The organism is Pantoea sp. X-Soil-TKNS-1279 (assembly GCF_059730565.1).
Map to the genome: position 1 here is coordinate 1456538 of NZ_AP035948.1, position 26154 is coordinate 1482691.

Genomic DNA, 26154 nt, shown 5'->3' on the forward strand with positions numbered 1-26154 from the left:
CTCCTGGCGTGGCTGAAATAGGGAAAAACGCGCAATAAATTGCGCCGCTACGGAATTTAACAGCGTAACGCAAATGGGCAGAGATTTTCTTTTTTTCCCAACACGGAGTATCTTACGCCGCGTTATCGATCGGAGAACCTATGAACAAACCAGCCGCCACTTCGCCCTTCCATCCGCGCAATCGCCATCAGGGCCGTTATGATTTTGCCGCGTTAACGGCGGCGCATCCGCCACTGGCAGACAAGGTGCGCCCGAACGGCTACGGCGAGCTGTCGGTGGATTTTGCCGATCCGCAGGCGGTGATGTTACTTAATCAGGCGCTGCTGAAGCTGTTTTATAACCTCAACTGGCAGTTGGCGGAAGGCTATCTGACGCCGCCGGTACCGGGCCGGGCGGATTATATTCATGCGCTGGCCGATTTGCTGGCGACTGATAACGGCGGGGTGATCCCGCGCGATGTGGACGTGATGGATATTGGTTGCGGTGCCAACTGCATCTATCCGTTGATTGGTCATGCCGAGTACGGCTGGCGCTTTACCGGCACCGATATCACGGCAGAAGCGATCACCGCCGCCAACCAGATTGTTGCCAGCAATCCGGGGTTACAGCGTGGCATTCGCCTGCGCCGTCAGAAGCAACCCGAGGCGATTTTCGCCGGAGTGGTGCACAAAAATGAACGCTATCAGGCGGTCCTGTGTAATCCGCCGTTCCATGCTTCGGCAGAAGACGCTGCGGCGGGCAGCCAGCGTAAAGTGCGTAACCTTGGCTTGAAGAAAAGCACGCCGCTCAACTTTGGTGGTCAGCATAACGAGTTGTGGTGCGACGGCGGCGAGCGCAAGTTTGTCGGTCAGATGATTGCCGAAAGCGTTGCTTTTGCTGACCGTATTGTGTGGTTCACTTCGCTGGTGTCGCGCAAGGAGAATCTGCCCGCGCTGCGCGACCAACTGCGCGATCTTGATGCGTACGAGGTACGTATTATCGAGATGGCGCAGGGACAGAAGCAGAGCCGGTTTATCGCCTGGACCTTCCTGCCGCCAGCCTCGCGCGCTCAGCGACTGAAACGCTAAATTCACGCGCCCGGCGGCAATGCCTGAAAACTGGCGGCGGATGCGACATCGCTGCCGGTTTGCATCACCTCCACCGTCTGATGCGGCGCTTTGATGCCCGCAGCATCGAAGTGTTTTTTCACCTTATCATCCAGCGCAAACCGCACCGACCACTGCTTCAGCGGTTGGGTGGTGAAGGAGACACGCACGGTGAAGGATTGGTTGGTCAGCCCGACCAGCCCGGCAAAGCTGGGTTCACCAATCACCATGCCGCGAATTTCCGGATTTTCCAGCAATTCTTGCACCGCCGCTTGTAAGGTGGCATTCACTTTCTCCGTGTCTTCGCTGCGGTCAACATCATAGTTGGCGACGAACGAGCCGATGCCGCGCACAAAGTTGGCGAAGGTGGTGATCGAGGACCAGGGAATAATATTTAACGCACCGGTATCCTGGCGTACTCCGACGGAGCGAATCGACATCCGTTCCACCGTGCCGGTGATGGTGCCGATAGTCACCAGGTCGCCGGTATTCATCCCGTTCTCAAACTGGATAAACACGCCGGTGATGATGTCTTTCACCAGCGTTTGCGAACCAAACGATACCGCCAGCCCCAGCGCGCCTGCGCCCGCCAGCAATGGGGCGATATTCACCCCAACTTCAGACAACAAAATCATAATGGTGATGGTGCTGATCACCACTGCCAGCGCGTTGCGGAATAGCGTCAGCAGCGTGCGGGTACGGGCGCTTGGCATTGGACGACCGTGGGAATCCGATGCCAGACGGCTCTCAATCAGGCTCGCCAGCAGCGTCCAGCCAATCGCCGACAGCAACACAATCATCACGATGCGGATCAGTACGTCGACCATCTTCTGTCCGGTGCCAAAGGTCAGCCAGTGCCAGAGGTCAAACAGGTTCCACGCATTCAGCAGCAACAACAGGGTCGCCAGCACGGTGATCACCCGCGCCAGTTTGAGCAGTGCTTTTACCCAGTCGTTGACGCGCTTTTGTAACTCCGGGTAGTTACGGCGCAACTCTGGGGAGAGCGTGAGCGTTTTACCAATCCAGCGCGTTAACATGCCGGAAATCAGCGCGGCGATACCAATAATCGCCAGGCTGCGCACCGTGGCTGACATCATAAACTTCAGGCTGTCACCGGGATTAAAAATGGAAAGCAGAAACAGGGCGATAAAGTAAGCGCTTGCCAGCCAGTGCCATACCATAGCGTAGGCGCGGATAAACAGCGCAAAAAAACTCAGGCTGCGATCGGCAAGGCGCGCGAGGGCATCGTGGATGCGACGCTTGTTGCGAAAAATCAGCCACAGCGCCCAGACGGTCATAATGCCCATCACCAGGACATTAACCAGTGCCGCGACCTGCATATTCACCTGATTAGACACGACAGGTACCACCACCAGCAAACCGTAGCCGATGATGCCACTTAACCAGCTCAGACGGGTATTCCAGTAACGAGCGCGATCGTCTGGCAAATGGAAAAAACGTAACGTTGGGTAGTTGGGGCAAAAGATTAAGCGCAGCACCGCTTTGAAGAACTCAATTAACGCAAAGGCATTGAGAAACAACCCTTGTTGGTAAGCAATGGTGCGGTTATCACCGTGGTAGTTGTCGCTGATGATCTGACCAATAAACAGCGTTAACGCCAGCAGCAGCAAATCGATAATGAACGCCAGCGTGATGGTCGCGGGCAGATGCAGCCAGTTGTTGTGATCGCGGTTTTTATCACGACCCCATTGTCCCATGCGATGCCAAAACGGTGACATCAGGCGGCGTACCAGCCAGTAAAAGGCAAACACCGCCACTGCCAGCACCACAAAATGTTTCAGGGCATTAAAGAAGGTTTGCTGGTTGAAAGGTTTGTGCGGGGCATTGGCGATGTTGTTATGCAGCTGGGCAAATTGTGACGCCACCTCGCCACCATATTCTCGGGTCACGCTGGTGACGCTCTCCAGCACGGTAGGATCTTCATCTGTCGCTTTTGGCGGTTCGAGTACCGGCGCTGCGCTGGTGGAAGGGGTACTGGCTGCCTGGCGTAACTGATCAATTAACTCCTGACGTGAGTCGTTATTTTCCAGTATGTTAGCCAGTGCGGCATAGGCGGCTTTTTTCTCTTCCAGGGTTGGGGTGCTGTCACTGCTGGCGGGGGGAGAGGATTGCTGTGCGGCAACTGCCGCCTGTGGCAGCGTGACCGCCTGAGTGGTCGGGATCAGCAGCAGGCAGATAAGACTGAGGCTCCAACAGATGGCACGACGCCATTGTGGGCGGGCAAACGACATGGCTTTCTCCTTCAGCTTCGCACAAGGGGAAAGTATAGACAGTGGGGGAGGGAGATGAGTCCGAAAGGGGGATGCCGTAACGGCGCGCGATAAACCGCACCGTTACGGCACAACAGCGGATTAAGATACGTGCTGCAAAAACTCGCGCAGACGATCGCTCGGCGGGTTGGTGATCAACGCGTCCGGGTCGCCATCTTCGGCGATGGTGCCTTTATCGATAAAGATCAGGCGCGAGGCGACTTTCTGTGCGAAACCCACTTCGTGCGTCACGATGACCATCGTCATGCCTTCTTCAGCCAGATCCTGCATCACTTTCAGCACTTCATGGCGCAGTTCAGGGTCGAGGGCAGAGGTTGGCTCATCGAACAACATCATTTTCGGCTTTACCGCAAGTGCGCGCGCAATGGCGACGCGTTGTTGCTGACCACCGGAAAGTTCAGACGGGAAATGGTGCGCGCGTTCGGCAAGGCCCACTTTACCCAGCAGCTCACGCGCCAGCTTCTGCGCATCTTCTTTCTTCGCACCGCGCACGCGGATCGGACCGAAGGCCACGTTATCCAGGGCGCTCATCTGCGGAAACAGATGGAACTGCTGAAACACCATGCCTGCTTCCTGACGGATCAGGCGTTCGTCGACTTTCGGGTCGTTCACCTTCATGCCATCGACAATCAGATCGCCGGTGGTGATCTCTTCCAGCTTGTTAATGCAGCGCAGCAGCGTTGATTTACCGGAACCGGATGGGCCGATAATCACCACCACTTCACCCTGATTAATTTTCAGGTTGATGTCGTGCAGAACCTGGGTCTGGCCGAAGTTTTTAGAGACGTTTTTAAATTCAATCACAGGATTTTCACCCTTTTCTCAATACGGCGCAGCACAAAGCTCAACACCAGCGTAATAACCAGATAGATGATGGCAACGGCGCTCCAGATCTCCAGCGCGCGGAAGTTACCGGCGATGATTTCCTGGCCCTGGCGGGTCAGTTCTGCCACACCAATCACGATAAACAGCGAGGTGTCCTTGATGCTGACAATCCACTGGTTACCCAGCGGCGGCAGCATACGACGCAGCGCCAGCGGCATGATCACGTAGCGCAGCGTTTCGCGACGAGACAGACCCAATGCCAGACCGGCTTCACGGAAGCCTTTGTTGATTGACAGCACCGCACCGCGCGTGATTTCCGCGATGTAGGCACCCGAGTTGATCATAATGGTCACCACCGCAGCGGTGAACGGATCAATCCGCAGGTCCGGGAAGGCCATCGGCAGGGCGAAGTAAATAAACATCACCTGCACCACAATTGGCGTGCCGCGAATCAATTCAATGAAAACCAGTGCGATGTTGTTAGCGATCCAGCCGCCGTAAGCGCGGGCGAAACCGGCCACCAGGCCGATAATCAAACCGCCGACCAGGCCGAGGACCGAAATAATCAGGGTCATTTTGGCGCCTTCCAGCAAAATCGGCAGGGCAGGCCAAATGACGCTCCAGTCAAACTCCATGGTGGAACTCCAGAATTTGTTGCGATGGAAAAAGCAGGGCTGAATCAGCCCTGCTGCAAAGATAAAAATAGAACAAGATGCGAATTATTTAGGCTCGCTGCCGAACCATTTTTTATAGATGGTGTTGTAAGTGCCGTTGTCACGCAGGGTTTTCAGCGCGCCGTTCACTTTTTCACGCAGGTCGTCGCTGCCTTTCGGGAACGCGATACCGTACTGCTGAGCTGAGATTGACTCACCAACCGCTTTGAAGCGACCTTTACCCGCGGTGTGGATGAAGTACAGGATGTTCGGGGTATCGTGCAGCACGGCGTCAGCACGGTTGGTGCCTAACTCCATGTATGCGTTGTCGATGTTCGGGAACTGACGCAGATCTTTCGATTTGATGTGCGCTTTGGCGTAATCAACAGAACCGGTGCCGCTTTTCACTGCCACCACTTTGCCGTTCAGATCATCGATGCTTTTGATGTTGTTTTCGTTGCTACGCACCATCACCAGCAGACCGCTTTTGTAGTAGCCGTCAGAGAAATCGATGGCTTTTTTACGTTCATCGGTAATGGTGATACCTGCCAGCGCCACATCGACGTTGCGGGTTTGCAGTGCCGGGATGATGCCGCTGAAATCCATTGGCTTCAGGGTGTAGTCCAGTTTCAGTTCTTTAGCGATAGCGGCCCACAGGTCGATATCAAAACCGACATATTGGTCACCCTGCTTAAATTCGAACGGAACGAAAGCGGTGTCAGTGGCGACAACCAGTTTTTTATCTGCTGCGGTGGATGAAAGAGAGAAGGCCAGCGCCAGGGCTGCCACGGAGACTTTAATCAGTGACTTCATCATTTTTCCTTATTACCTTCCAGACCTGCTGGCCTGATTTGCGGCTGATCATATGAAAAAACTATGCCAACTTTTCATTTGTCGCGAAATCAGCAGGTTGCATAACGTTGCTGACACGATTTTGCTTACAGAAAACGAAATGCACCATTATGAAGCACCAAAATGGTGCGCGGTGCCTTTGTGGTGCAGGGCACAGTGTGCCCCAGAGCGCAGGGCAGGAAAAGCAGGGATGAAGAAATTGTTAACGGTGTCAAAAAAAGCACCAGGATGTTACACAGGCATAAAAAAGGCGGGTTAAACCCGCCTGATTAAGAATTTACTGATTATTCGATATTAGATTCGATAAACCACAAGAACTTATCGAGATCGCGTGATGCGGCGGTGAAAATATCCGCGCTATCTTCATCGCTCACTTCACTGATGGCTTTACGGACATCGTTTGCCACGATGGCATAACGGTCGGCCAGCGCTTTCAGATGATCCTGCACGCTGTGGATATTTAGCGGGTAGCTTTTCAGTGGCGTTTTATCGTTGACCACCTGAGTGGTGCCCAGCGCAACGCCGCCCAGCTGTACCACACGTTCAGCAATAGTGTCCTGATGATCAGTAATCGCGGTACGGAAGCCGTCCAGCATTTCATGCACCGCAATAAAGTTAGCGCCGCGCATGTTCCAGTGCGCCTGTTTGGTGATCAACGACAGGTCAATAAACTCGACTACCAGACGGTTGAGCACCTCAATGGTGGCTTTCTTCTCGCTATCAGCCACGTCGTTACGGGTGTAAATCAGATCGGAAGATTTTGTTTTAACCAGTTTTGCGGTACTCATCATTAAATTCCTCTTGTTGATGGGTTGTCCTAATCAAGCACGGGGATAAGTATAGCAGCACTTCCCTGGCTTGCAGGATTGATTCAGTCAATATCAGGAATAGGTAAACACCCATTGATCATCGCTGGGGGATTAAATGCTGTGAGGGTAAGTTAATTACAAAAGCTTGTTTTATCATGCAGATAAAATATATCTGTTAATTGTCTTTCATGAATGTTGCAAAATAATAACAAAACAGGCCGGCAAGAAATAAAAATTGATAATGAGAATGGTTTATATATTCAGCCAGTCAGAGAACTGGCTGAATATATCGATATTTATTGTGGGGGATTTAAATCTACTTCGTTAATTTGTGGGCTTTTCGGTTTCATCGTTAGCGTGGAACCGGCTGAGGCGATAATGATCGCCAGCAGGGCAAACCATTGTTTTAACGTCAGTAATTCACCAAGGAATAACATGCCGGAGAGCGCGGCCATGGCGGGTTCCAGGCTCATCAACGTGCCAAAGATGCGCGCGGGTAAGCGGGTGAGCGCCATCATCTCCAGCGAATAAGGAATGGCACTGGAGAGTAAGGCAATCAGCAGGGCTAGCGGCAAAATTTCCCAGTGCCAGATACCGCTATGCGCAAAGGTCAGACCGAGAGGGACAAAAATAACGGAGGCGATTAAGGAACCCATCGCTACCGTCGCCGGGCCGTGTTCAGCCCCCGCGCGCTGACCCGCCAGAATGTAGATCGCCCAGCAGGCACCAGCCGTGACGGCCAGCAATGCACCCAGCGGGTCGATATGGCTCATTCCTTCACCAATCGGCAGCAGAAACCATAAACCGATTACTGCCAGCAGCACCCAGAGAAAGTCCAGTGGACGTCGGGAACCCAGCAACGCCAGCGTCAGCGGCCCGGTAAACTCCAGTCCAACCGCGACACCCAGCGGCACGGTACGGATGGAGAGATAGAAGGAATAATTCATGCAACCGAGCGCCAGGCCATACATCAGCAGTGGCATACGTTGTTCACGGGTAAAACGCAGACGCCAGGGTTTAAAGATGGCGCAGAGGATAAGGGTACCCAACCCAAGACGCAGGGCGGTGATGCCGGGCGCACCGACGGTGGGGAACAACGATTTCGCCAATGATGCGCCGCCTTGTAGCGACAGCATGGCAATCAGCAGCACGGCGATTGGGAAAACCACCGGCGTCAGTTTTTTGGCAGTCAGAGGTGCAGACATGCTGGAATCAATCCCTGTTGTTATTAACATCAAAGTAACAGCCAGCAGTGTAAAGGAATTGCGCGCAAATAAGGAGGCGCACTTTCGGCAAAAATAATCGCAACGGCAGCTGAAAAAACAGCCAATTTCAGGTCCATTTCCGTAAAGAAATGTCAGCCAGGATTAGGAATTTACTTAAAGGTGTAAATGACGGGAAGAAAGTTCATTGCAGTTTGATGACGCTTTTTATAAGAAAAATGAATGACATAGGAAACTTCATTAACTTTCTGTTACACCAAACAATCTGTTAGACAACAAATTAACGGCAGAGTTTCGCGCTATTTTTTGTTATATTTTTAGGCGTTGTCAGGAGAGAAGTTTTATCACATTTGAGGTGGTTATGAAAAAAATTGCATGTCTTTCAGCACTGGCTTGTGTACTGGCAGTCGCAGCAGGTTCTGCCATGGCGCAGAGCACCGTTACCGGTGGTTACGCTCAGAGCGATTACCAGGGTGTTGCCAACAAAGCTAACGGTTTCAACCTGAAATACCGTTACGAAGACGGTACTAACCCGCTGGGTTGGATCGGTTCTTTCACCTACACCGAGAAAGATCGCACTGACGCTGGCGTGTACAACAAAGGCCAGTACTACGGCATCACTGGTGGTCCGGCTTACCGTCTGAACGACTGGGCAAGCATCTACGGTGTTGTAGGTCTGGGCTACGGTAAATACCAGTCTAACGGTGCTGACCGTCAGAAATCTGACACCAGCGACGTAGGTTTCTCTTACGGTGCAGGTTTGCAGTTCAACCCGATTCAGAACGTTGCACTGGACGTGGGCTACGAGCAGAGCCGCATCCGCAGCGTCGACGTAGGCACCTGGATTGCTGGCGTAGGCTACAGCTTCTAAGTTTTTGCTTAGACCAGAGTTGCAAACGAAACGGCCCCGATGGGGCCGTTTTTTTATGTCTTTTTCGCAGACAAACAAAAGCAGCGCAATCAATAGCGCCGCAATCAAAATTAGTCAGGGGATGCGCTTAGCCGCGCCAGATCAGATTCGGGCAGGGGCGCTCGGCAAGTTTTTTGCCGGTGAGCTTTTCGATCAACATCAGACGCAGCGCGAACGGTGAGCGGCTCAACAGGCACAGCAGCGATTTCAGCTCGAAAGCTGGCGCGCTTTTTTCCGCCTGGAAGCATTTGCCACAGTCAAGGCAGCTTTTCATGGTGGTCATATTCACCTCCCGATTATTGACGACGTAACAGTAAGCACAGACCTGCGATAAACAACAGGAAAAGGAGCAACAGCAAATAAGGGTCATGCATCGTTTGCCTCCTTTGTGAGCATTGCTGCTTACATTATCAGCGAATATAGCACCGGCTATACCCTTTAGCCAAGGCTATTTAGGAAAATTTTGTGCTTATTTGTGCCTGGTTTACAATGAGCGCAGCTAGCCCGTACCGCAGTTCTGGTATGGCAAATAATAAAGAGGAAGCTGAATGAGTCGTCGTGCCAAGAGCGCCATTACCCCGCCGCAGGGGCCGCTTAAAGATATAGAGGAGCATGTCGAAGGATTTCGCCAGGTGCGCGAAGCACATCGTCGTGAATTAATTGATGACTACGTTGAGTTAATCTCTGATTTGATTCGTGAATTTGGTGAGGCGCGCCAGGTAGATATGGCTGCGCGGCTCGGTGTTTCCCAACCGACCGTAGCGAAAATGTTGAAGCGCCTCGGCAGCACCGGACTGGTTGAGCAGGTGCCCTATCGCGGGGTCTTCCTGACGCGTGAAGGGGAGAAACTGGCGGAAGAGAGCCGTGCGCGCCATCACATTGTAGAAACTTTTCTGCTGGCGCTGGGCATCAGTCCCGAAACGGCGCGTCGTGATTCGGAAGGTATTGAACATCACGTCAGTGATGAAACCCTCGCCGTGTTTAAGAAGTTTTATGAAAGTCGCTAACTGTTAAGGCTTTTCGCCATCATGCCCATCGTGCTTCGTTCTTTCATGCGTGATCGCATTTTGCATTTGTTGTTGCTGTTGGGTGTGATATTGCTGCCATTTGCGGATTTCCGCTGGCAGCAGTTGCCGGGTGCCGTGGACTGGCACACCATCATGACGCTCACCGGGTTGTTGATGTTGACCAAAGGCCTGGAAAACAGCGGCTATTTTGATGTACTGGGCGCGCGGCTGATCCAGCGATTTCAACATGAACGGGCGCTGGCGTTGTTTATGGTCTGTGCCGCTGCGCTGCTTTCTACCTTTCTCACCAATGATGTTGCGCTGTTCATTCTGGTGCCGCTGACCCTGACGCTGCGTAAGTTTTCCCGCCTGCCGATTTCGCGCCTGATCATCTTCGAAGCGCTGGCGGTCAATGCCGGATCGCTGCTTACGCCAGTGGGGAACCCACAAAATATCCTGTTGTGGAGCCACGGATCGCTGAGCGTCGCCGCCTTTATTCTGCAAATGCTGCCAATTGCGGCCTGGCTGATGTTGACGCTGATGGCGTTGACCTGGTGGAGCTTTTCGCCGCGTGCCATCCAGAAACATGACGCCGGGCAGGAACATCAGTGGCAAAAACCGCTGTTTATCCTCAGCGTGGTGTTGTACCTGCTGTTTGTGATGGCGCTTGAACTGAAGCTAACGGGGTGGGCGCTGCTGTTGGTTGCGGGGGGGTTTTTACTGCTGGCCCGTCAAGTACTGATCAGCATCGACTGGAGTTTGCTGCTGGTATTTGTAGCGATGTTTATCGACGTCTTTTTACTGATGCATCTGTCGCTGTTACAGCCGCATTTCGCCGCCATTGGCCAGTTAGGCGAGGGCAGGTTGTATATGCTGGCGATTGGTCTGTCGCAAATCATCAGTAATGTGCCCTCAACTATCCTGTTATTGCAAAAGGTGCCGCCCTCCGATGTTCTGGCCTGGGCAGTCAATATCGGTGGATTTGGTTTGCTGCCGGGGTCGCTGGCCAACCTGATTGCGTTGCGGATGGCACAGGATCGCCGCGTCTGGTGGCGCTTCCACCTCTTTTCACTGCCGATGCTGGCGTGGTCGATGCTCAGTGGCTGGCTGCTGTTGCAATGGCTGCGCTAAACCTAAACCAGCGAATTCTCTTCACCTGAGGCGGTTAGTCACCGCCTTTTCAGTATGTTATCGCGCCTTTGAGCTGAAAATGCGTGCTTTCACTGTTTTGTAAAGAAACACTGGAATTTGTCAATTTGTTATCTAAGGTTAACTTGACCGCTTACGCCCGGGGATCGGGGCCAGGATTAAGATGACAATTTATGAGTGATAACAAAAATCAGCCGTCTGTACACGCGGCACAAAACCCACATCAGCCAGAAGAATCGAAACTCAATTCATCAAATAATAATGAGCCGGAACGTAAACGACCAGGTAAAAAGCCGTTGGTTATCCTGGTAATTGTTGCCGTGATCATGCTGCTGGTGATTTTCTGGTTCTGGTTTAGCAATCGCAACATTGAAACCACCGATGATGCCTTTACCGAAGGCAATGCCGTCACCATCGCACCGAAAGCCGCAGGTTATGTGGTGAATCTGTTGGTACGAGATAACCAGCGGGTGAAGAAAGGCGATTTGCTGGTTGAGATCGATCCGCGTGATAACGTGGCACAACGCGATCAGGCGAAAGCCCAACTCGGGCTGGCGCAAGCGCAGCTGCATCAGGCGCAGGCGCAACTGGCGTTGTCCCGCGTACAATATCCGGCACAGCGCGACCAGGCATTAGCCGATCAAGCGAAAGCACAGGCGAATTTGCTTAATGCCCAGGCCGATTATCGCCGGCAACATGCGGTCGATCCGCGCGCCACCTCACAGCGCAATATTGATAGCGCGACGGTGCAATTACGCTCCGCCGAAGCACAGTTGCTTAGCGCGAAGGCGCAGGTTGAGGTGGCATCGCAGGTGCAATTGCAGCTTCGTGCCCAGGAAACCAATGTCGAAGCGCGTCAACAGCAGGTTGAGCAGGCGCAGGCGCAACTGAATACCGCCGAACTGAATCTGTCTTACACCCAGGTACGTGCGCCATACGAGGGCTTCGTCACCAAACGTAATGTCCATATCGGTTCACTGGTGCAGGCGGGAACTGCGTTGTTCTCGCTGGTTTCGCCCGATATCTGGATTACCGCCAACTTTAAAGAGTCGCAACTGGAGCGGATGAATCCGGGCGATAAAGTGGAAATCAGTGTTGATGCCTGGCCGAGCCTCAAGCTGGAAGGGCATGTGGACAGTATCCAGATGGGGACCGGTTCGCGCTTCTCCACCTTCCCGGCAGAGAATGCAACCGGTAACTATGTGAAAATCGTCCAGCGTGTGCCGGTGAAAATTGTCATCGATAAAGGTCTTGATGCCAACCATCCATTGCCGCTGGGATTGTCAGTTGAACCGAAGGTGACTGTGGAATGAGTGCGAGCCAGAGCTGGAAACCCGCCAGCAATCCCTGGCTGGTGGCGATCACGGTAACGTTGGCGGTGTTTATGGAGATCCTTGACACCACCATCGTGAACGTCGCGCTGCCACATATCGCCGGATCGCTCTCCTCCAGTTATGACGAATCCACCTGGGTGCTGACGTCATACCTGGTGGCGAACGGCATCGTCCTGCCTATTTCTGCCTTCTTTACCCGCCTGTTTGGTCGCAAACAGTTTTTCCTGATTTGTATCGTGATGTTCACCGTCTGTTCATTTCTGTGCGGCATTGCGACGGAGCTGTGGCAAATCATTCTGTTTCGCGTGATGCAGGGATTTTTCGGCGGTGGTCTGCAACCCACGCAGCAATCGGTGCTGCTCGACTATTTCAAACCGGAAGATCGCGGCAAGGCATTTGGCCTCTCCTCGATTGCGATTATTGTGGCACCGGTGATTGGTCCCACGTTGGGCGGTTGGATCACCGACAACTACAGCTGGCGCTGGGTATTCTTTATCAACATCCCGGTCGGGATTCTGACGGTGCTGGCAATTTACCAGTTGCTGGAAGATCCACCGTGGGAAAGCAAATGGGAAAAAGGTCGCCTGAAGATTGATTACATCGGTATCGGGCTGATCACCCTCGGGCTGGGATGTTTGCAGGTGATGCTGGACCGTGGTGAAGATGCCGACTGGTTCGCCTCCCACTTTATTCGCCTGTTTGCCGGGTTGGCGGTGGTGGGGATTGTCGGTGCCGTTTATTGGCTGCTCTACGTGCGTAAGCCGGTGGTGGATCTGACGGTGATGAAGGATCGCAACTTCTGGGTTGCCGGGTTGCTGATGGCGGGTATGGCGATGATTCTGTACGGCAGTTCGGTGGTGTTGCCGCAGTTGGCGCAGCAGGATCTGGGTTATACCGCCACCTGGTCTGGCCTGGTGCTGTCGCCCGGCGCGGTGCTGATTGTGCTGACCATCCCGCTGGTGCTGAAGCTGATGCCCATTGTGCAGACACGTTACATCATCGCCTTTGGTTTCAGTTGCCTGGCGCTGGCGTTCTGCTATTCCACCCGCCTGACGCCGAATGTCGATTTCACCACCCTGGTATTGATGCGCAGTGCCCAGTCGATTGGCCTTGGCTTCCTGTTTGTGCCACTGACCACCATTGCGTTTATCACCGTACCGCAGCGCTTAAACGCTGATGCAGCTGCGTTATTTACCATGTTCCGTAACGTGGCGGGATCAATCGGTATCTCGCTGTCAACGGCGGCGATCACCGAGCGAATGCAGACGCAGTCGGCCAATATGGTGCACAACATGACGCCGCTCAATGAGCCATTTAACCTCACGTTGCAGCACTGGGCGCAGGCGATCCGTGATTACACTACGGCGGTGGGCGATCCGCTGCAAATTGCCAGCGGTCAGCTTTACCAGGAGATGATCGCCCAGTCACGCATCCTTGCCTATATCGATGTCTTTATGGGGCTGAGCATTGTGGCAGTACTGTTGATTCCTTTTTGCTGGTTGCTTTCGCCGATTAAGAGTGAAGGCAGTGCAGGAGCCCATTAAAATGAACAAGTTCGTGCGCAGCGCGCCGTCACTGAGTGCCATCTCGCTCGCGCTATTGTTGGCCGGGTGTGCGGTGGGGCCAGATTATCAGCCACCCCATGCACAAACGCCTGCCAGCTACCGTGATCTCCCCTCGCAGGAAGCGTCAAAACCGTTGTCAGCGGCGACCAACCCGCTATGGTGGAAAAGTTTTAACGATCCGTTGCTCGACAGTCTGATCACCCGTGCGATAGCCGATAACCTGACGCTGCAACAGGCGGTGCTGCGCATTGCCGGGGCGCGTGAGCAGCTGGCGCAGGCGAGTGGCGGGCTGTTTCCGACGCTGAGCGGTTCGGCCAAAATGACCCGTCAGCAGCTTGGGTTAAAGGGGTTGCTGGAATCGAACGGTGTATATAATCAGGTCGATAGCGATGTGGCGGATCAGCTCAATGGTTTGACGCATTCGGTGAATTTGTATCAGGGAAGCTTCGATGCCAGTTGGGAACTGGATCTGTGGGGCAAAGTGCGACGTCAGATCGAGATGGCCAATGCGCAGCAGCAGGCGGCGATTGAGCAGCGTAACGATGCACTGGTTTCGCTGCAAGCTGAAGTGGCGCGAGCGTATCTGCAACTGCGCGGTGCGCAGGCGGTGCTGCAAACTTTGCAGGAGCAGATTACCGTCGCGCAACAAACCTCAGAATTGACCCAGAGCCAGCAGCGCAACGGTATGGCACCGCTGACTGATGTTGAGAACGCCCGTGCGCAGTTGTCATCCCTTAACGCGCAGTTGCCGCAATACCAGGCGCAGGAGCGCCAGGCGATGAATGGGCTGGCGGTGCTGTTGGGGAAAACCCCTGGCGCGCTGGACAGTGAACTGGCGAGCGTAAAACCGCTGCCTGCGTTACCGAAACTGGTATCAGTGGGTATTCCTTCCACGCTGGCACGACGTCGACCGGACATTCGTCAGGCGGAAGCCACGCTGCACGCGCAAACCGCCAATATTGGTGTGTCGGTGGCAGAGCTGTTCCCCAGCTTGTCACTGACCGGACAGCTTGGCGTGCGTAACACCGACGCCAGCTATCTGGACAACTGGAGCAGCCACTTTTATAGCATTGGCCCGTCACTCTCGATCCCGATCTTTCAGGGCGGGCAACTGGTGTCCAGCGTGAAACTGGCGCGCGCGCAGCAGGCCAATGCGGCGCTTGAGTATCGTCAGACGGTACTCACGGCGTTACAGGACGTGGAAAACGCGCTGGTCAGTTATCGTGCTGACCAACAGCAGGTGACGGCGCTGGATGAAACCACCGGGGCGCTACAACGGGCTTTTGATCTCGCGACTGACAGCTATCGCCAGGGGATCTCCACCTTCCTCGACGTGCTGGATGCACAACGTCAGCTGGCGCAGGCGCAGGCGCAATCCACTCAGGCGCGGATGCAAACGGCTTTAGACCTGGTGGCGTTGTATAAAGCGCTCGGTGGTGGCTGGGAACCGTATCAGACGGTCAATCTGCCTGACTACGCGGTATTTGGTCCGGCAACTGAAGTCAAATAATCTGTCAGGGCCGCAGCGGGTACAGTTGCGGCTCACGATGTTGACTCCCGCGTATTCTTTATTTTCCTGAGCGTAAATTCCGTGACCTCTCTGACTTTACACGCCAATGGCCAGAACATTATTTGTCCGGCTGTTTGTCATGATGAGCAACAACAACCGGCACGACGAAAGCCATAAAGAAAAGTCGCTGAACATGCCGATGAAAATGTGATACAGGCCGGTGAAATACCGGTCTTTTTTATGTTTGTTTGCGTAAAAATGTGACTTAACCTGGTTATGCTATAAATAAGGATTGCATAGCTAAAAACATGTTTTCATCAGTCCATTAATCTTTGTTTACCTTTGTGCTCACTTCTGCCGCAGAGACAATATCCTCTGAAAATCGATGCAGGATTTCGCTGAGGGTACAAGTTGTCGGTGTTAATTTGGGGTAAATAAAGTGGCCCGCCTGGTTTAATCAACTGCGTGATCATTATCGTTATCCCTTAAGAATTATCCGCGATGTAAAATTAATTTATTTTTTTATTTGAATTGGGTAATCTTGCCACTACAGTTTATTTAAACCCCCTTAAGCAAGGACATTGTGATGAGTGACGTATTCTTTAAAGTTCTGAACAACATTCGCACATTACGTGCACAGGCACGCGATCTGCCACTGACTGACCTGGAAGAGATTCTGGAAAAATTAACCGTGGTCGTCACCGAGCGTCGTGAAGAAGTAGAAGCGGAAGAAGCGCAGAATCGCGAAAAAGAAGAGAAGCTATCTAAATACCGCGAAATGTTGCTGGCTGACGGTATTGATCCGAACGAATTACTGGGTGCGCTGGAAACCGGTAAAAAACGCGCCAAGCGTGCGCCGCGTCCGGCAAAATATTCTTACACTGATGAAAACGGTGAAGAGAAGTCATGGACGGGTCAGGGTCGTACTCCTGCTGCGATTAAAAAAGCACTGGATGCTGGCAAAAGCCTCGACAGCTTCCTGATCAAATAATCTGCACAATCCTTGTAAGCGGGAGCCGAAGGTGACATCACCTTCGGCTTTTTTTATGGGGTAATAAACAATGGGTTGTCGTACCTGGCCCGCACAATGGTGGCATCCCGGTGCCTGCTTCTGGCATAATGCCCGCTGTTTTTTCCTCCACTGCGTAACAAAGGTCAATGCCGTGTTAGTTTCCAGCAATATCACCATGCAGTTCGGCAGTAAGCCGCTGTTTGAGAATATCTCCGTTAAATTTGGCGGCGGTAATCGTTACGGTTTAATCGGTGCAAACGGCAGCGGTAAATCGACCTTCATGAAAATACTGGGCGGTGACCTGGTGCCAAGCGCGGGAAATGTTTCCCTCGACCCGAATGAACGTATCGGTAAGTTGCGTCAGGACCAGTTTGCGTTTGAGCAATATAGCGTGCTCGATACCGTGATTATGGGGCACCATGAATTATGGGCCGTCAAGCAGGAACGTGACCGCATATATGCCTTGCCGGAAATGAGCGAAGAGGAAGGCTATAAAGTTGCTGACCTCGAAGTCCAATACGGTGAAATGGATGGTTACAGTGCTGAATCCCGCGCAGGGGAATTATTACTGGGTGTAGGTATCCCGGTAGAACAACATTACGGACCGATGAGCGAAATTGCGCCCGGCTGGAAATTACGTGTGTTGCTGGCGCAGGCATTATTTGCCAACCCGGATATTCTGTTACTCGATGAACCGACCAACAACCTGGATATTGACACCATTCGCTGGCTGGAGCAGGTACTGAACGAACGTAACAGCACCATGATCATCATTTCGCATGACCGTCATTTCCTGAATATGGTTTGCACGCATATGGCGGATTTGGATTACGGCGAGCTGCGCGTTTATCCGGGTAACTATGACGAATATATGACCGCAGCCACCCAGGCGCGTGAGCGGTTATTAGCAGATAATGCGAAAAAGAAAGCGCAAATTGCCGACCTGCAATCTTTTGTCAGCCGTTTTAGCGCTAACGCCTCAAAATCGCGTCAGGCAACCTCGCGTGCTAAACAGATTGAGAAAATCAAACTGGATGAAGTGAAAGCCTCCAGCCGTCAGAACCCCTTTATTCGTTTTGAACAGGATAAGAAACTGTTCCGCAATGCGCTGGAAGTTGAAGCCATCACCAAAGGTTTCGATAACGGCCCGTTATTTAAAAATCTGAACTTGCTGTTGGAAGTCGGAGAAAAAATGGCGGTGTTGGGTGCCAACGGTATTGGTAAAACCACCTTGCTGAAAACGCTGGTAGGCGAGCTGACACCGGAAAATGGTACGGTTAAATGGTCCGAGAATGCGCGCATTGGTTATTACGCGCAGGATCACGCGACAGATTTTGCCGACGACCTGACGGTGTTCGACTGGATGAGCCAGTGGAAACAGGAAGGGGACGACGAGCAGGCAGTGCGTAGCATTCTTGGTCGTCTGCTGTTCAGCCAGGACGATATCAAGAAGCCAGCTAAAGTTCTGTCCGGTGGTGAGAAGGGCCGTATGTTGTTTGGTAAGCTGATGATGCAGAAACCGAACATCCTGATTATGGACGAACCGACCAACCACCTCGATATGGAATCCATCGAATCGCTGAACATGGCGCTGGAGATGTACGAAGGCACGCTGATTTTCGTCTCGCATGACCGTGAGTTTGTCAGCTCGCTGGCAACCCGTGTGCTGGAAATCAAAGGCGATCGCGTGGTGGACTTCACCGGCAACTACGAAGATTATCTGCGTAGCCAGGGGATTGTGTAAAAGCAGCGTAGCGGCGCGATTTATCGCGCCGCAATGAGCTGGTACGGTTTTTTATTTCCCCCCGCACACCTCACAATGCGCATCCTGCGCCACTTTCATCGTGCGAAACTCGGCGCTCAAGGCATCGTACATCAGCAACCGTGAGCTGGCTGGAGTGCCAAAGGCCGTCAAAACTTTAAGGGTTTCCATCGCCTGCATGGCCCCCATAACCCCAACTAACGGAGCCATCACACCGGCTTCAACGCAGCTCAGCGCCTGCTCGCCAAACAAACGGCTGATGCAACGATAACAGGGCGTATCCGGCTGCCAGGTAAATACGCTGAGCTGGCCTTCCATGCGAATCGCGGCAGCAGAAATCAACGGTACCTTGTGTTGCCAGCACCAGCGGTTGATCTGTTCACGCGTATGGACGTTATCCGTGCAATCCAGTACCGCATCATGACGGGCAATCAGGGTGCCCAGTGCCGTATCCTCAAGCTGCGCATTGAGGGTTTCTAACTGGCAATGGGGATTGATCGCTGCCAGCTGCTGTGCAGCAGAATCCACTTTCGCCATACCAATCGTACTGTCACGATGCAGAATTTGCCGTTGCAGGTTACTGAGCGCGACGGTATCGAAATCCAGCAAGGTCAGTTGCCCCACGCCCGCTGCGGCCAGATAAGGTGCGGCGGCACAACCCAGCCCGCCAAGCCCAACGACCAGAACACGCGCGGCTTTTAGTTTTTCCTGCCCGTCAAAATCGAAGCCACGCAACACGATTTGCCGGTTGTAGCGCAGCATCTCTTCATCGCTTAACTCCGCGTGCATTTATCCCTCCAGCAGGCTGTTGAAGGGTTCAACGTCGACCCATTCACCGGCTTCCACGTTACCGCGTTCACGCTCCAGCACGATAAAACAGTTTGCCAGCGCAAAGGAACTGAACACATGTGAACCCTGCGGCCCGGTGCTGCGAACTTCCAGCATCCCGTCTGCGCCACGGCTGAAGATACCGCGTTGGAAATCGAGGCGTCCCGGTGATTTTTTCAGACGCTGGGTGGCTTTGGCGCGCAATCGTGCCGGTATCAACGGTGCTTGCTGGCCGGTGAGGTTACCGAGCAACGGCTGAACCAGTTGATAGAAGGTCACTGCCGCCGATACCGGGTTGCCCGGCAGGCCGCAGAACCAACTGTTGGCGAGTCGACCAAAGGCAAAAGGTTTACCGGGCTTGATCGCCAGTTTCCAGAAGGTGATGGCCCCCAACTCCTCCAGCATGGCTTTGGTAAAGTCGGCTTCACCGACCGATACACCGCCCGTGCTGATCACCACATCGGCCTGGCGATCTGCTTCACTGAATGCCTGACGCAATGCCACAGGATCGTCGCCAATCACGCCAAGGTCGATCACTTCGCAACCAAGGCGGTTTAGCATCAACGACACGGTGAAGCGATTGGTATCGTAGATCTGTCCTGCTGCCAGTGGTTGTCCCACCGCCTGTAATTCATCGCCGGTGGAGAAAATCGCCACCCGCAATTTACGTAGCACGCTGACCTGGGCGATGCCCAAAGAGGCCAATAGCGGCAGCTCAGCGGCACCGAGACGCACACCGGCGTCCAGTACCTGTTTGCCCGCCTGAATATCTTCACCACTGCGGCGGATATGCTGCCCGGCGTTGACCGGTGCGGTGATGACAATCCCACCGTCACGTTGTTCGGTTTCTTCCTGCATCACCACCGCTTCACAGCCTGCGGGGACCGGCGCGCCGGTCATGATGCGGATAACCGTTCCCAGCGGCCATTCGCCGTTGAAAGGTCCACCGGCAAAGGCTTTGCCCGCGACAGGCAACACGCGATCCGGTGCAACATCGGCGAGGCGTACCGCATAACCGTCCATCGCGGCATTATCGAAGGGGGGGACATCCAGCGGTGATAACACCGGCTGGGCGGTGATACGCCCGGCGGCTTCGAATAACGATACCTGTAATGAATCGGTAATCGGGGTGAGTTGCGCCAGCATTTTTTGCTGAGCGTCTTCGAGGGAGATTAAGCCCGCAGTAAAAGGTTCCATGTCCATATCAGCCTGGTTATGTCAGATGCTGCCTATTATGGCAGGCAAATGCCTGCCGCCGCATTATTACGGCAAATGTTTTATCAGCACATCAATGTTTAACCGGTTGATGTATTCCATGGAATTGGAGGTGAGGACACCCATAAAGCGGTTATGGTGTCCGACAATCACTAAATCGATATGTTTTTCGGCAATGCATTTTTCGACGTCTTTAAAGCGGCGCAACGTAACCAGCTCATGACATTTAACCGGCAGACTTACGCTGGCGGAGAGCTTGCTCATCAGCGCCTTCGCCCGAATTACATCCTCCGACACCACATTGTTCATCAGGCTGTCCGACACATAATTCATTTCCCGGTAATCAGCGCTGATATGGGCGAGGGTGACTGTCATCGCCAGTTCTTCAGCCAGCGTCACGGCGTGGTTCAACAGCAATGCGCCATCCTGATTTCCCTGAACCAGCACCAGGGCATGGTTATAACTGTTCATGGCTTGCTCCGGCATGATCTTTGCTGTGAGTATAGTGTTTCGCCCCTGCTAAACCGGGCACTGCTCACGCTTTTGTCAAACTTAAAGGCATAAACCACAATAAAAGGTTATGACCCGGCAGCACAGTTTCTGCTTTACAAGGCGAGATGGCCTTTCTATATTCGAAAGTTGCCAAAAAATAATGAAAACCATTCTAAATCAGTGTTTTTGGTTCTGATTCCTTGACAGGGTAACGGGTATGACTAAAGCAGTTATCGCCATTCACGGCGGCGCGGGTGCTATCACTCGCGCGGCGATGAGCGCCGAAAAAGAGCAATATTATCGTCAGCAACTGGCGGCGATTGTTGCCGCGGGTCAGCAAATTCTGGCCGATGGCGGCAGCGCGATGGACGCGGTGACCGAGGCCGTGCGCTTGCTGGAGGAGTGTCCGTTGTTTAACGCCGGTAAAGGGGCGGTGTTTACCCATCAGGGTACGCATGAACTGGACGCCAGCATTATGGATGGCCGTACGCTGGAAGTGGGCGCGGTCGCCGGGGTTAACCATATCCGTAACCCGGTACTGGCGGCGCGCACAGTGCTGGAGGTCAGCCCGCATGTGCTGTTTATCGGTGCCGGTGCGGAAGCCTTTGCCACCCAGCAGGGGCTGGAGATGGTTGAGGCAGACTTTTTCTCCACCCCTGAACGCTGGGAGCAGCTGCAACGCGCGCTCGGCAGCGATCAGGCGGTGCTGGATCATGACGGTGCCGCGCAAAGCCACAGTGATGACCCACTCGATCCCGATCGTAAATTTGGTACGGTCGGTGCAGTGGCACTGGATTTACATGGCAATCTGGCCGCTGCCACCTCAACCGGCGGCATGACCAACAAGCAGGCGGGACGCGTGGGCGATTCACCGTTGGTCGGTGCCGGGTGCTACGCCAACAACGATTCGGTCGCGGTTTCCTGTACCGGCACTGGCGAGGTGTTTATCCGCACTCTCGCCGCTTACGACGTGGCGGCACAAATGCGTTATGCCGGTCGCACGCTGCAACAGGCCAGCGCCAGTGTGATTCACGATAAAGTCCAGGAACTGGATGGCAGCGGTGGGCTGATTGCCGTTGACCGTGATGGCAATGTGGCGCTGCCGTTTAACAGTGAAGGAATGTACCGCGGATTCGCTTATGTGGGCGGCGAAGTTGAGGTAGCCATTTACCGCGATAGCTAAAGGAGCAGGCATGACGGATCGGCAACGGCAATTAACGCCAGACCAGGTTCTGGCGGTACGGGATCTGAACGTACGTTTCCAGCATGAAGGACGTATTACCGAAGCGGTGCGCCAGCTCTCGCTTGATCTGCATCGTGGTGAAACCCTGGCGCTGGTGGGGGAGTCCGGTTCGGGTAAATCGGTCACTTCGCTGGCGTTGATGCGGCTGATCCAGCAGGCGGGTGGGGAAGTCAGCGGTGAAATCACCCTGCGACGGCGTAATGGCGAGTTGCTGGATGTGATGCGGGCTCCTGCCAGCCAGATGCGGCGCGTACGCGGTGCAGATATGGCGATGATCTTCCAGGAGCCGATGACCTCGCTGAATCCGGTGTTCACCGTCGGTGAGCAGATCGCCGAATCGATCCGTCTGCATCAGGGCAAAAGCCATCAACAGGCGTTGGCTGAAGCGCGCCATATGCTCGATCTGGTGCGCATCCCCGAAGCGCAAAATGTCTTGTCGCGCTATCCGCATCAACTTTCCGGAGGCATGCGTCAGCGCGTAATGATCGCTATGGCGCTCTCCTGTAAACCCGCGCTGCTGATCGCCGACGAACCCACGACCGCGCTGGATGTCACCATTCAGGCACAAATCCTGCAATTGATCCGCGTGCTGCAAAAAGAGATGCAGATGGGGGTGATTTTTATCACCCACGATATGGGCGTGGTGGCGGAAATGGCCGACCGGGTGCAGGTAATGTATCGCGGCGATGTGGTTGAACGTGCGCCAGTGCAGCAACTGTTTAATCAGCCACAGCAACCCTACACCCGGGCACTGCTCTCCGCCGTGCCTAAACTGGGGGCGATGAATGGACAACCGCTTCCGGCAAAATTTCCGCTTATCCACCGTGATGGTCGCGAAGAAGCCCAGACGCCGCAGGATACGGTGCGTGTTGACCGCCCGCCGGTGCTACAGGTACGCGATCTGGTTACGCGTTTCGATATTCGCAGTGGTTTGCTCAATCGGGTAAAACGTCGCGTCCACGCGGTGGAGAAGGTCAGTTTTGATCTTTATGCCGGTGAAACGCTCGCCCTGGTGGGGGAGTCCGGCTGCGGTAAGTCGACCACCGGTCGTTCTCTGCTACGCTTAGTCGCCAGTCAGGGCGGCACCATTACTTTTGACGGGCAACGCATTGATGCGCTCGAGGGACGGGCACTGGCGGCCTTGCGTCGTGATATTCAGTTTATCTTTCAGGACCCTTACGCCTCGCTCGACCCGCGTTTGACGGTGGGTTTCTCCATCATGGAGCCGCTGTTGGTGCATCAGACGATGAACCGCCGCCAGGCCGAGCAACGTGTCGCCTGGCTGCTGGAGCGTGTCGGGTTGTTGCCGGAACATGCCCAACGTTACCCGCATGAATTTTCCGGTGGTCAGCGTCAGCGTATCTGCATTGCGCGCGCGCTGGCGCTGAACCCCAAAGTGGTGATTGCTGATGAGTCGGTCTCGGCGCTGGATGTGTCGATTCAGGCGCAAATCATCAATCTGATGCTCGATTTGCAGCGCGAATTTGGCATCGCGTTTCTGTTTATCTCGCACGATATGGCGGTAGTGGAACGCATCAGCCATCGTGTGGCGGTGATGTATCTTGGACAGATCGTGGAGATGGGGCCACGTCAGGCGGTGTTTGAGCAACCGCGCCATCCCTATACCAAAAAACTGATGGCGGCAGTGCCGGTGGCCGATCCGACGCACCGGCGTCGTGAACGGGCGTTGCTGGTTGACGAAATCCCCAGCCCGATACATCCGTTGGGCGATGAGCCGGAAGTCGCGCCATTGATTGAGGTGGCACCAGGGCATTTTGTCGCCCGCCATGCCATCAGCGGCACCTGAACAGCAGCAACTCATCCGCGTCACCGGCTGGTGTGCGCAAAGACAGGGACTACAGGAGAACGATAACGATGCACCATATTATGCGTAAAGGGGTTATCACTGCCGGGTTGTTAAGTTCGGCGTTGGCGCTACCGGCCTGGGCGGCGAAAGATGCGGTGATTGCCGTGGCTTCAACATTTACCACCCTCGATCCTTACGATGCTAACGACACCTTGTCGCAGGCGGTGGCGAAGTCCTTCTATCAGGGATTGTTCGGCTTCGACAAAGATATGAAGCTGACCAACGTGTTGGCTGAAAGCTATCAAACCAGCAGCGATGGCCTGACTTACACCATCAAACTGCGTCCCAATGTGAAGTTTCAGGATGGCACCGACTTCAATGCGGAGGCGGTGAAGGTCAACCTCGATCGCGCCAGCAACCCGGATAATCACCTCAAGCGTTACAACCTGTTTAAATACGTCGCCAGCACTGAGGTGGTCGATCCGTTGACGGTCAAAATCACCCTGAAGCAGCCGTTCTCGGCATTTATCAATAACCTGGCTCATCCGGCGGCGGTGATGATCTCCCCAGCGGCGCTGAAAAAATATGGCAAGGATATTGGTTTCCATCCGGTGGGAACCGGGCCGTTTGAATTTGTCACCTGGAACCAGACTGACTTCGTCAAAGTGAAGAAGTGGGATGGCTACTGGAAAAAGGGCTATCCAAAGCTCGACAGCATTACCTGGCGTCCGGTGGTGGATAACAACACCCGCGCGGCGATGTTGCAGACCGGCGAAGCCACTTTTGCTTTCCCGGTGCCGTTTGAACAGGCCAAATTGCTGGAGAAAAACAGCAAGCTCGATGTGGTCACGACCCCGTCGATTATGCAGCGCTATATCAGCCTGAACGTGACACAAAAGCCGTTCGACAATCCGAAGGTGCGTGAGGCGCTGGAGTATGCCATCAACCGCCAGGCGTTGGCGAAAGTGGCGTTTGCCGGATATGCCACGCCTGCCACGGGCATTGTGCCGCCAGCCATCGATTTTGCGCAGAAGTATCCCGCCATTGCTTACAATCCGGCCAAAGCGCGTGAACTGCTGAAAGAGGCGGGTTACCCGAATGGTTTTGAAACCACGTTGTGGTCATCACATAACCACAGCACCGCGCAGAAAGTGTTGCAGTTCACCCAGCAACAGTTGGCGCAGGTTGGAGTTAAAGTGAAGGTGTTGGCGATGGATGCCGGCCAGCGTGCGGCGGAAGTGGAAAGCAAAGGCCAGAAAGAGAGCGGCGTGCGCATGTTCTATACCGGCTGGTCAGCCTCGACCGGTGAAGCCGACTGGGCGCTGACGCCGCTGTTTGCCACCAGCTCATGGCCGCCAGCGATCTTCAATACCGCGTTTTACAGCAATCCCCAGGTTGATAAAGATCTGGCCGATGCGCTGAAAACCACCGATCGCGACCAGAAAGCCAAACTGTATAAAGATGCACAGGATCGCATCTGGAACGACCATCCGTGGATCCCGCTGGTGGTGGAGCAACTGCTGTCTGCCAGTAACAAAAACCTGAGCGGTTTTTACGTCATGCCTGATACCTCATTTAATTTTGATGAGGCCGACCTGAAGTAACCCTGAGGGGCAGCCCGCGTGGCTGCCCCTCACCGTGCAGGACTTCGCATGCTGAATTATTTTCTCAAACGATTACTGGGACTGATTCCCACGCTGCTGATTGTGGCGGTGTTGGTGTTCCTGTTTGTACATCTGTTGCCGGGCGATCCGGCACGCTTGATTGCCGGGTCCGATGCCGATGCGCAGGTAGTCGCGCTGGTGCGTCAGGAATTGGGCCTGGATCAGCCATTGATCCAGCAGTTCTGGCATTTCATCTGGAATGCGGTGCAGGGGGATTTTGGTCAGTCGATGGTGTCGAAACGTCCGGTTTCCGAAGAGATCGCCACGCGTTTTTTTCCGACACTGTGGCTGACATTAAGCAGCATGATCTGGGCGGTGCTGTTTGGCATGGTGATTGGCATCGTCTCTGCGGTATGGCGTAACCGCTGGCCGGATCGACTGGGTATGACGCTGGCGGTGTCGGGGATCTCTTTTCCGGCGTTTGCCCTCGGTATGCTACTGATGCAAATTTTTTCCGTGGATTTAGGCTGGTTGCCGACCGTGGGTGCCGACAGCTGGCAGCATTACATTCTGCCCTCCATCACCCTCGGCGCGGCGGTTGCGGCGGTGATGGCACGCTTTACCCGTGCATCGTTCGTGGAGGTGATGCAGGAGGATTATATGCGCACCGCGCGGGCCAAAGGGGTGCGGGAAACGCTGGTGGTGGTCAAACACGGGCTACGCAATGCCATGATTCCAGTGGTCACCATGATGGGGCTGCAATTTGGCTTTTTGCTCGGCGGTTCGATCGTAGTTGAAGTGGTGTTTAACTGGCCCGGTCTGGGCCGTCTGCTGGTGGATTCGGTGGAGATGCGTGATTACCCGGTGATTCAGGCCGAGGTGCTGCTGTTCTCGCTGGAGTTCATTCTGATTAACCTGATTGTCGATATGTTGTACGCGGCGATCAACCCGGCTATTCGCTACAGGTAAGGAGTCGCA

At 54.2% G+C, this 26154-nt stretch carries 23 protein-coding genes; 13 read left to right on the forward strand and 10 right to left on the reverse strand.

What is annotated here, in order from left to right:
- Positions 1-140 precede the first annotated feature (140 nt).
- On the forward strand, positions 141-1067 hold the full coding sequence (rlmF, locus tag AC6I8N_RS06800; protein WP_208725094.1) for a 23S rRNA (adenine(1618)-N(6))-methyltransferase RlmF: 927 nt from the start codon (positions 141-143) through the stop codon (positions 1065-1067).
- A gap of 2 nt (positions 1068-1069) precedes the next feature.
- Here the strand turns inward: rlmF and ybiO are convergent, their stop codons facing one another.
- The 6 genes from ybiO to rhtA form a co-directional block, all read right to left on the reverse strand.
- Positions 1070-3337 (reverse strand): mechanosensitive channel protein, encoded by a 2268-nt coding sequence (gene ybiO / locus AC6I8N_RS06805; RefSeq protein ID WP_208725095.1) that lies wholly within the window; start codon positions 3335-3337, stop codon positions 1070-1072.
- Positions 3338-3457: 120 nt separating this feature from the next.
- Positions 3458-4180 carry a glutamine ABC transporter ATP-binding protein GlnQ gene (gene glnQ / locus AC6I8N_RS06810; protein ID WP_013508434.1) on the reverse strand — a complete coding sequence of 241 codons (723 nt, stop codon included), beginning with the start codon at positions 4178-4180 and terminating at the stop codon, positions 3458-3460.
- Complete coding sequence (glnP, locus tag AC6I8N_RS06815; RefSeq protein WP_013508435.1) at positions 4177-4836, reverse strand: glutamine ABC transporter permease GlnP; 660 nt, start codon at positions 4834-4836, stop codon at positions 4177-4179. Before glnP ends, glnQ begins: the two co-directional genes overlap by 4 nt.
- A gap of 84 nt (positions 4837-4920) precedes the next feature.
- Positions 4921-5667 carry a glutamine ABC transporter substrate-binding protein GlnH gene (gene glnH / locus AC6I8N_RS06820; RefSeq protein ID WP_013508436.1) on the reverse strand — a complete coding sequence of 249 codons (747 nt, stop codon included), beginning with the start codon at positions 5665-5667 and terminating at the stop codon, positions 4921-4923.
- Positions 5668-5990: 323 nt separating this feature from the next.
- Positions 5991-6494 (reverse strand): DNA starvation/stationary phase protection protein Dps, encoded by a 504-nt coding sequence (gene dps, locus AC6I8N_RS06825; RefSeq protein WP_036624544.1) that lies wholly within the window; start codon positions 6492-6494, stop codon positions 5991-5993.
- Positions 6495-6811: 317 nt separating this feature from the next.
- Positions 6812-7720: a threonine/homoserine exporter RhtA gene (gene rhtA / locus AC6I8N_RS06830; protein ID WP_497830336.1), complete on the reverse strand. Its 909-nt coding sequence runs from the start codon at positions 7718-7720 to the stop codon at positions 6812-6814.
- Positions 7721-8099: 379 nt separating this feature from the next.
- Between rhtA and ompX the strand changes: the two genes are divergently transcribed.
- A complete protein-coding gene (ompX, locus tag AC6I8N_RS06835; protein WP_021182536.1) occupies positions 8100-8609 on the forward strand; it encodes an outer membrane protein OmpX in 510 nt (169 codons plus the stop codon).
- Between the two features lie 127 nt (positions 8610-8736).
- On the opposite strand, the gene AC6I8N_RS06840 is transcribed toward ompX, so the two are convergent.
- A complete protein-coding gene (locus AC6I8N_RS06840; RefSeq protein ID WP_021182537.1) occupies positions 8737-8931 on the reverse strand; it encodes a hypothetical protein in 195 nt (64 codons plus the stop codon).
- A 265-nt stretch (positions 8932-9196) separates the two neighbouring features.
- Between AC6I8N_RS06840 and mntR the strand changes: the two genes are divergently transcribed.
- From mntR to AC6I8N_RS06875, 7 genes are all read left to right on the forward strand, one after another.
- On the forward strand, positions 9197-9655 hold the full coding sequence (gene mntR, locus AC6I8N_RS06845; protein WP_013508441.1) for a manganese-binding transcriptional regulator MntR: 459 nt from the start codon (positions 9197-9199) through the stop codon (positions 9653-9655).
- A 21-nt stretch (positions 9656-9676) separates the two neighbouring features.
- Positions 9677-10786 carry an SLC13 family permease gene (locus AC6I8N_RS06850; protein WP_497830337.1) on the forward strand — a complete coding sequence of 370 codons (1110 nt, stop codon included), beginning with the start codon at positions 9677-9679 and terminating at the stop codon, positions 10784-10786.
- A gap of 191 nt (positions 10787-10977) precedes the next feature.
- Positions 10978-12117, forward strand: coding sequence for an HlyD family secretion protein (locus AC6I8N_RS06855; protein WP_497830338.1), 1140 nt, complete (start codon positions 10978-10980; stop codon positions 12115-12117).
- Positions 12114-13682: a DHA2 family efflux MFS transporter permease subunit gene (locus tag AC6I8N_RS06860; protein ID WP_208725098.1), complete on the forward strand. Its 1569-nt coding sequence runs from the start codon at positions 12114-12116 to the stop codon at positions 13680-13682. Before AC6I8N_RS06855 ends, AC6I8N_RS06860 begins: the two co-directional genes overlap by 4 nt.
- Position 13683: 1 nt before the next feature.
- Complete coding sequence (locus AC6I8N_RS06865) at positions 13684-15213, forward strand: efflux transporter outer membrane subunit (RefSeq protein WP_497830339.1); 1530 nt, start codon at positions 13684-13686, stop codon at positions 15211-15213.
- A 586-nt stretch (positions 15214-15799) separates the two neighbouring features.
- On the forward strand, positions 15800-16204 hold the full coding sequence (locus AC6I8N_RS06870) for an H-NS family histone-like protein (protein WP_497830340.1): 405 nt from the start codon (positions 15800-15802) through the stop codon (positions 16202-16204).
- Between the two features lie 172 nt (positions 16205-16376).
- Positions 16377-17969, forward strand: coding sequence for an ABC-F family ATPase (locus AC6I8N_RS06875; RefSeq protein ID WP_021182543.1), 1593 nt, complete (start codon positions 16377-16379; stop codon positions 17967-17969).
- Positions 17970-18020: 51 nt separating this feature from the next.
- On the opposite strand, the gene moeB is transcribed toward AC6I8N_RS06875, so the two are convergent.
- From moeB to AC6I8N_RS06890, 3 genes are all read right to left on the reverse strand, one after another.
- The gene (moeB, locus tag AC6I8N_RS06880; protein WP_208725100.1) at positions 18021-18776 is read right to left on the reverse strand and encodes a molybdopterin-synthase adenylyltransferase MoeB; all 756 of its coding nucleotides are present in this window, start codon (positions 18774-18776) and stop codon (positions 18021-18023) included.
- Positions 18777-20012, reverse strand: a complete 1236-nt coding sequence (gene moeA / locus AC6I8N_RS06885; RefSeq protein ID WP_497830341.1) for a molybdopterin molybdotransferase MoeA — start codon at positions 20010-20012, stop codon at positions 18777-18779. It lies immediately after the preceding gene.
- Positions 20013-20078: 66 nt separating this feature from the next.
- Entirely contained in the window at positions 20079-20501 is a 423-nt protein-coding gene (locus AC6I8N_RS06890) for a universal stress protein (RefSeq protein ID WP_497830342.1), read from the reverse strand.
- 238 nt (positions 20502-20739) lie between these two features.
- Between AC6I8N_RS06890 and AC6I8N_RS06895 the strand changes: the two genes are divergently transcribed.
- The 4 genes from AC6I8N_RS06895 (at position 20740) to gsiC (ending at position 26145) form a co-directional block, all read left to right on the forward strand.
- Positions 20740-21705, forward strand: a complete 966-nt coding sequence (locus AC6I8N_RS06895; RefSeq protein ID WP_497830343.1) for an isoaspartyl peptidase/L-asparaginase family protein — start codon at positions 20740-20742, stop codon at positions 21703-21705.
- Between the two features lie 10 nt (positions 21706-21715).
- Positions 21716-23572: a glutathione ABC transporter ATP-binding protein GsiA gene (gsiA, locus tag AC6I8N_RS06900; protein WP_497830344.1), complete on the forward strand. Its 1857-nt coding sequence runs from the start codon at positions 21716-21718 to the stop codon at positions 23570-23572.
- Between the two features lie 68 nt (positions 23573-23640).
- The gene (gene gsiB, locus AC6I8N_RS06905; RefSeq protein WP_208725104.1) at positions 23641-25176 is read left to right on the forward strand and encodes a glutathione ABC transporter substrate-binding protein GsiB; all 1536 of its coding nucleotides are present in this window, start codon (positions 23641-23643) and stop codon (positions 25174-25176) included.
- Between the two features lie 48 nt (positions 25177-25224).
- On the forward strand, positions 25225-26145 hold the full coding sequence (gene gsiC / locus AC6I8N_RS06910) for a glutathione ABC transporter permease GsiC (RefSeq protein ID WP_021182550.1): 921 nt from the start codon (positions 25225-25227) through the stop codon (positions 26143-26145).
- Positions 26146-26154: the final 9 nt, after the last annotated feature.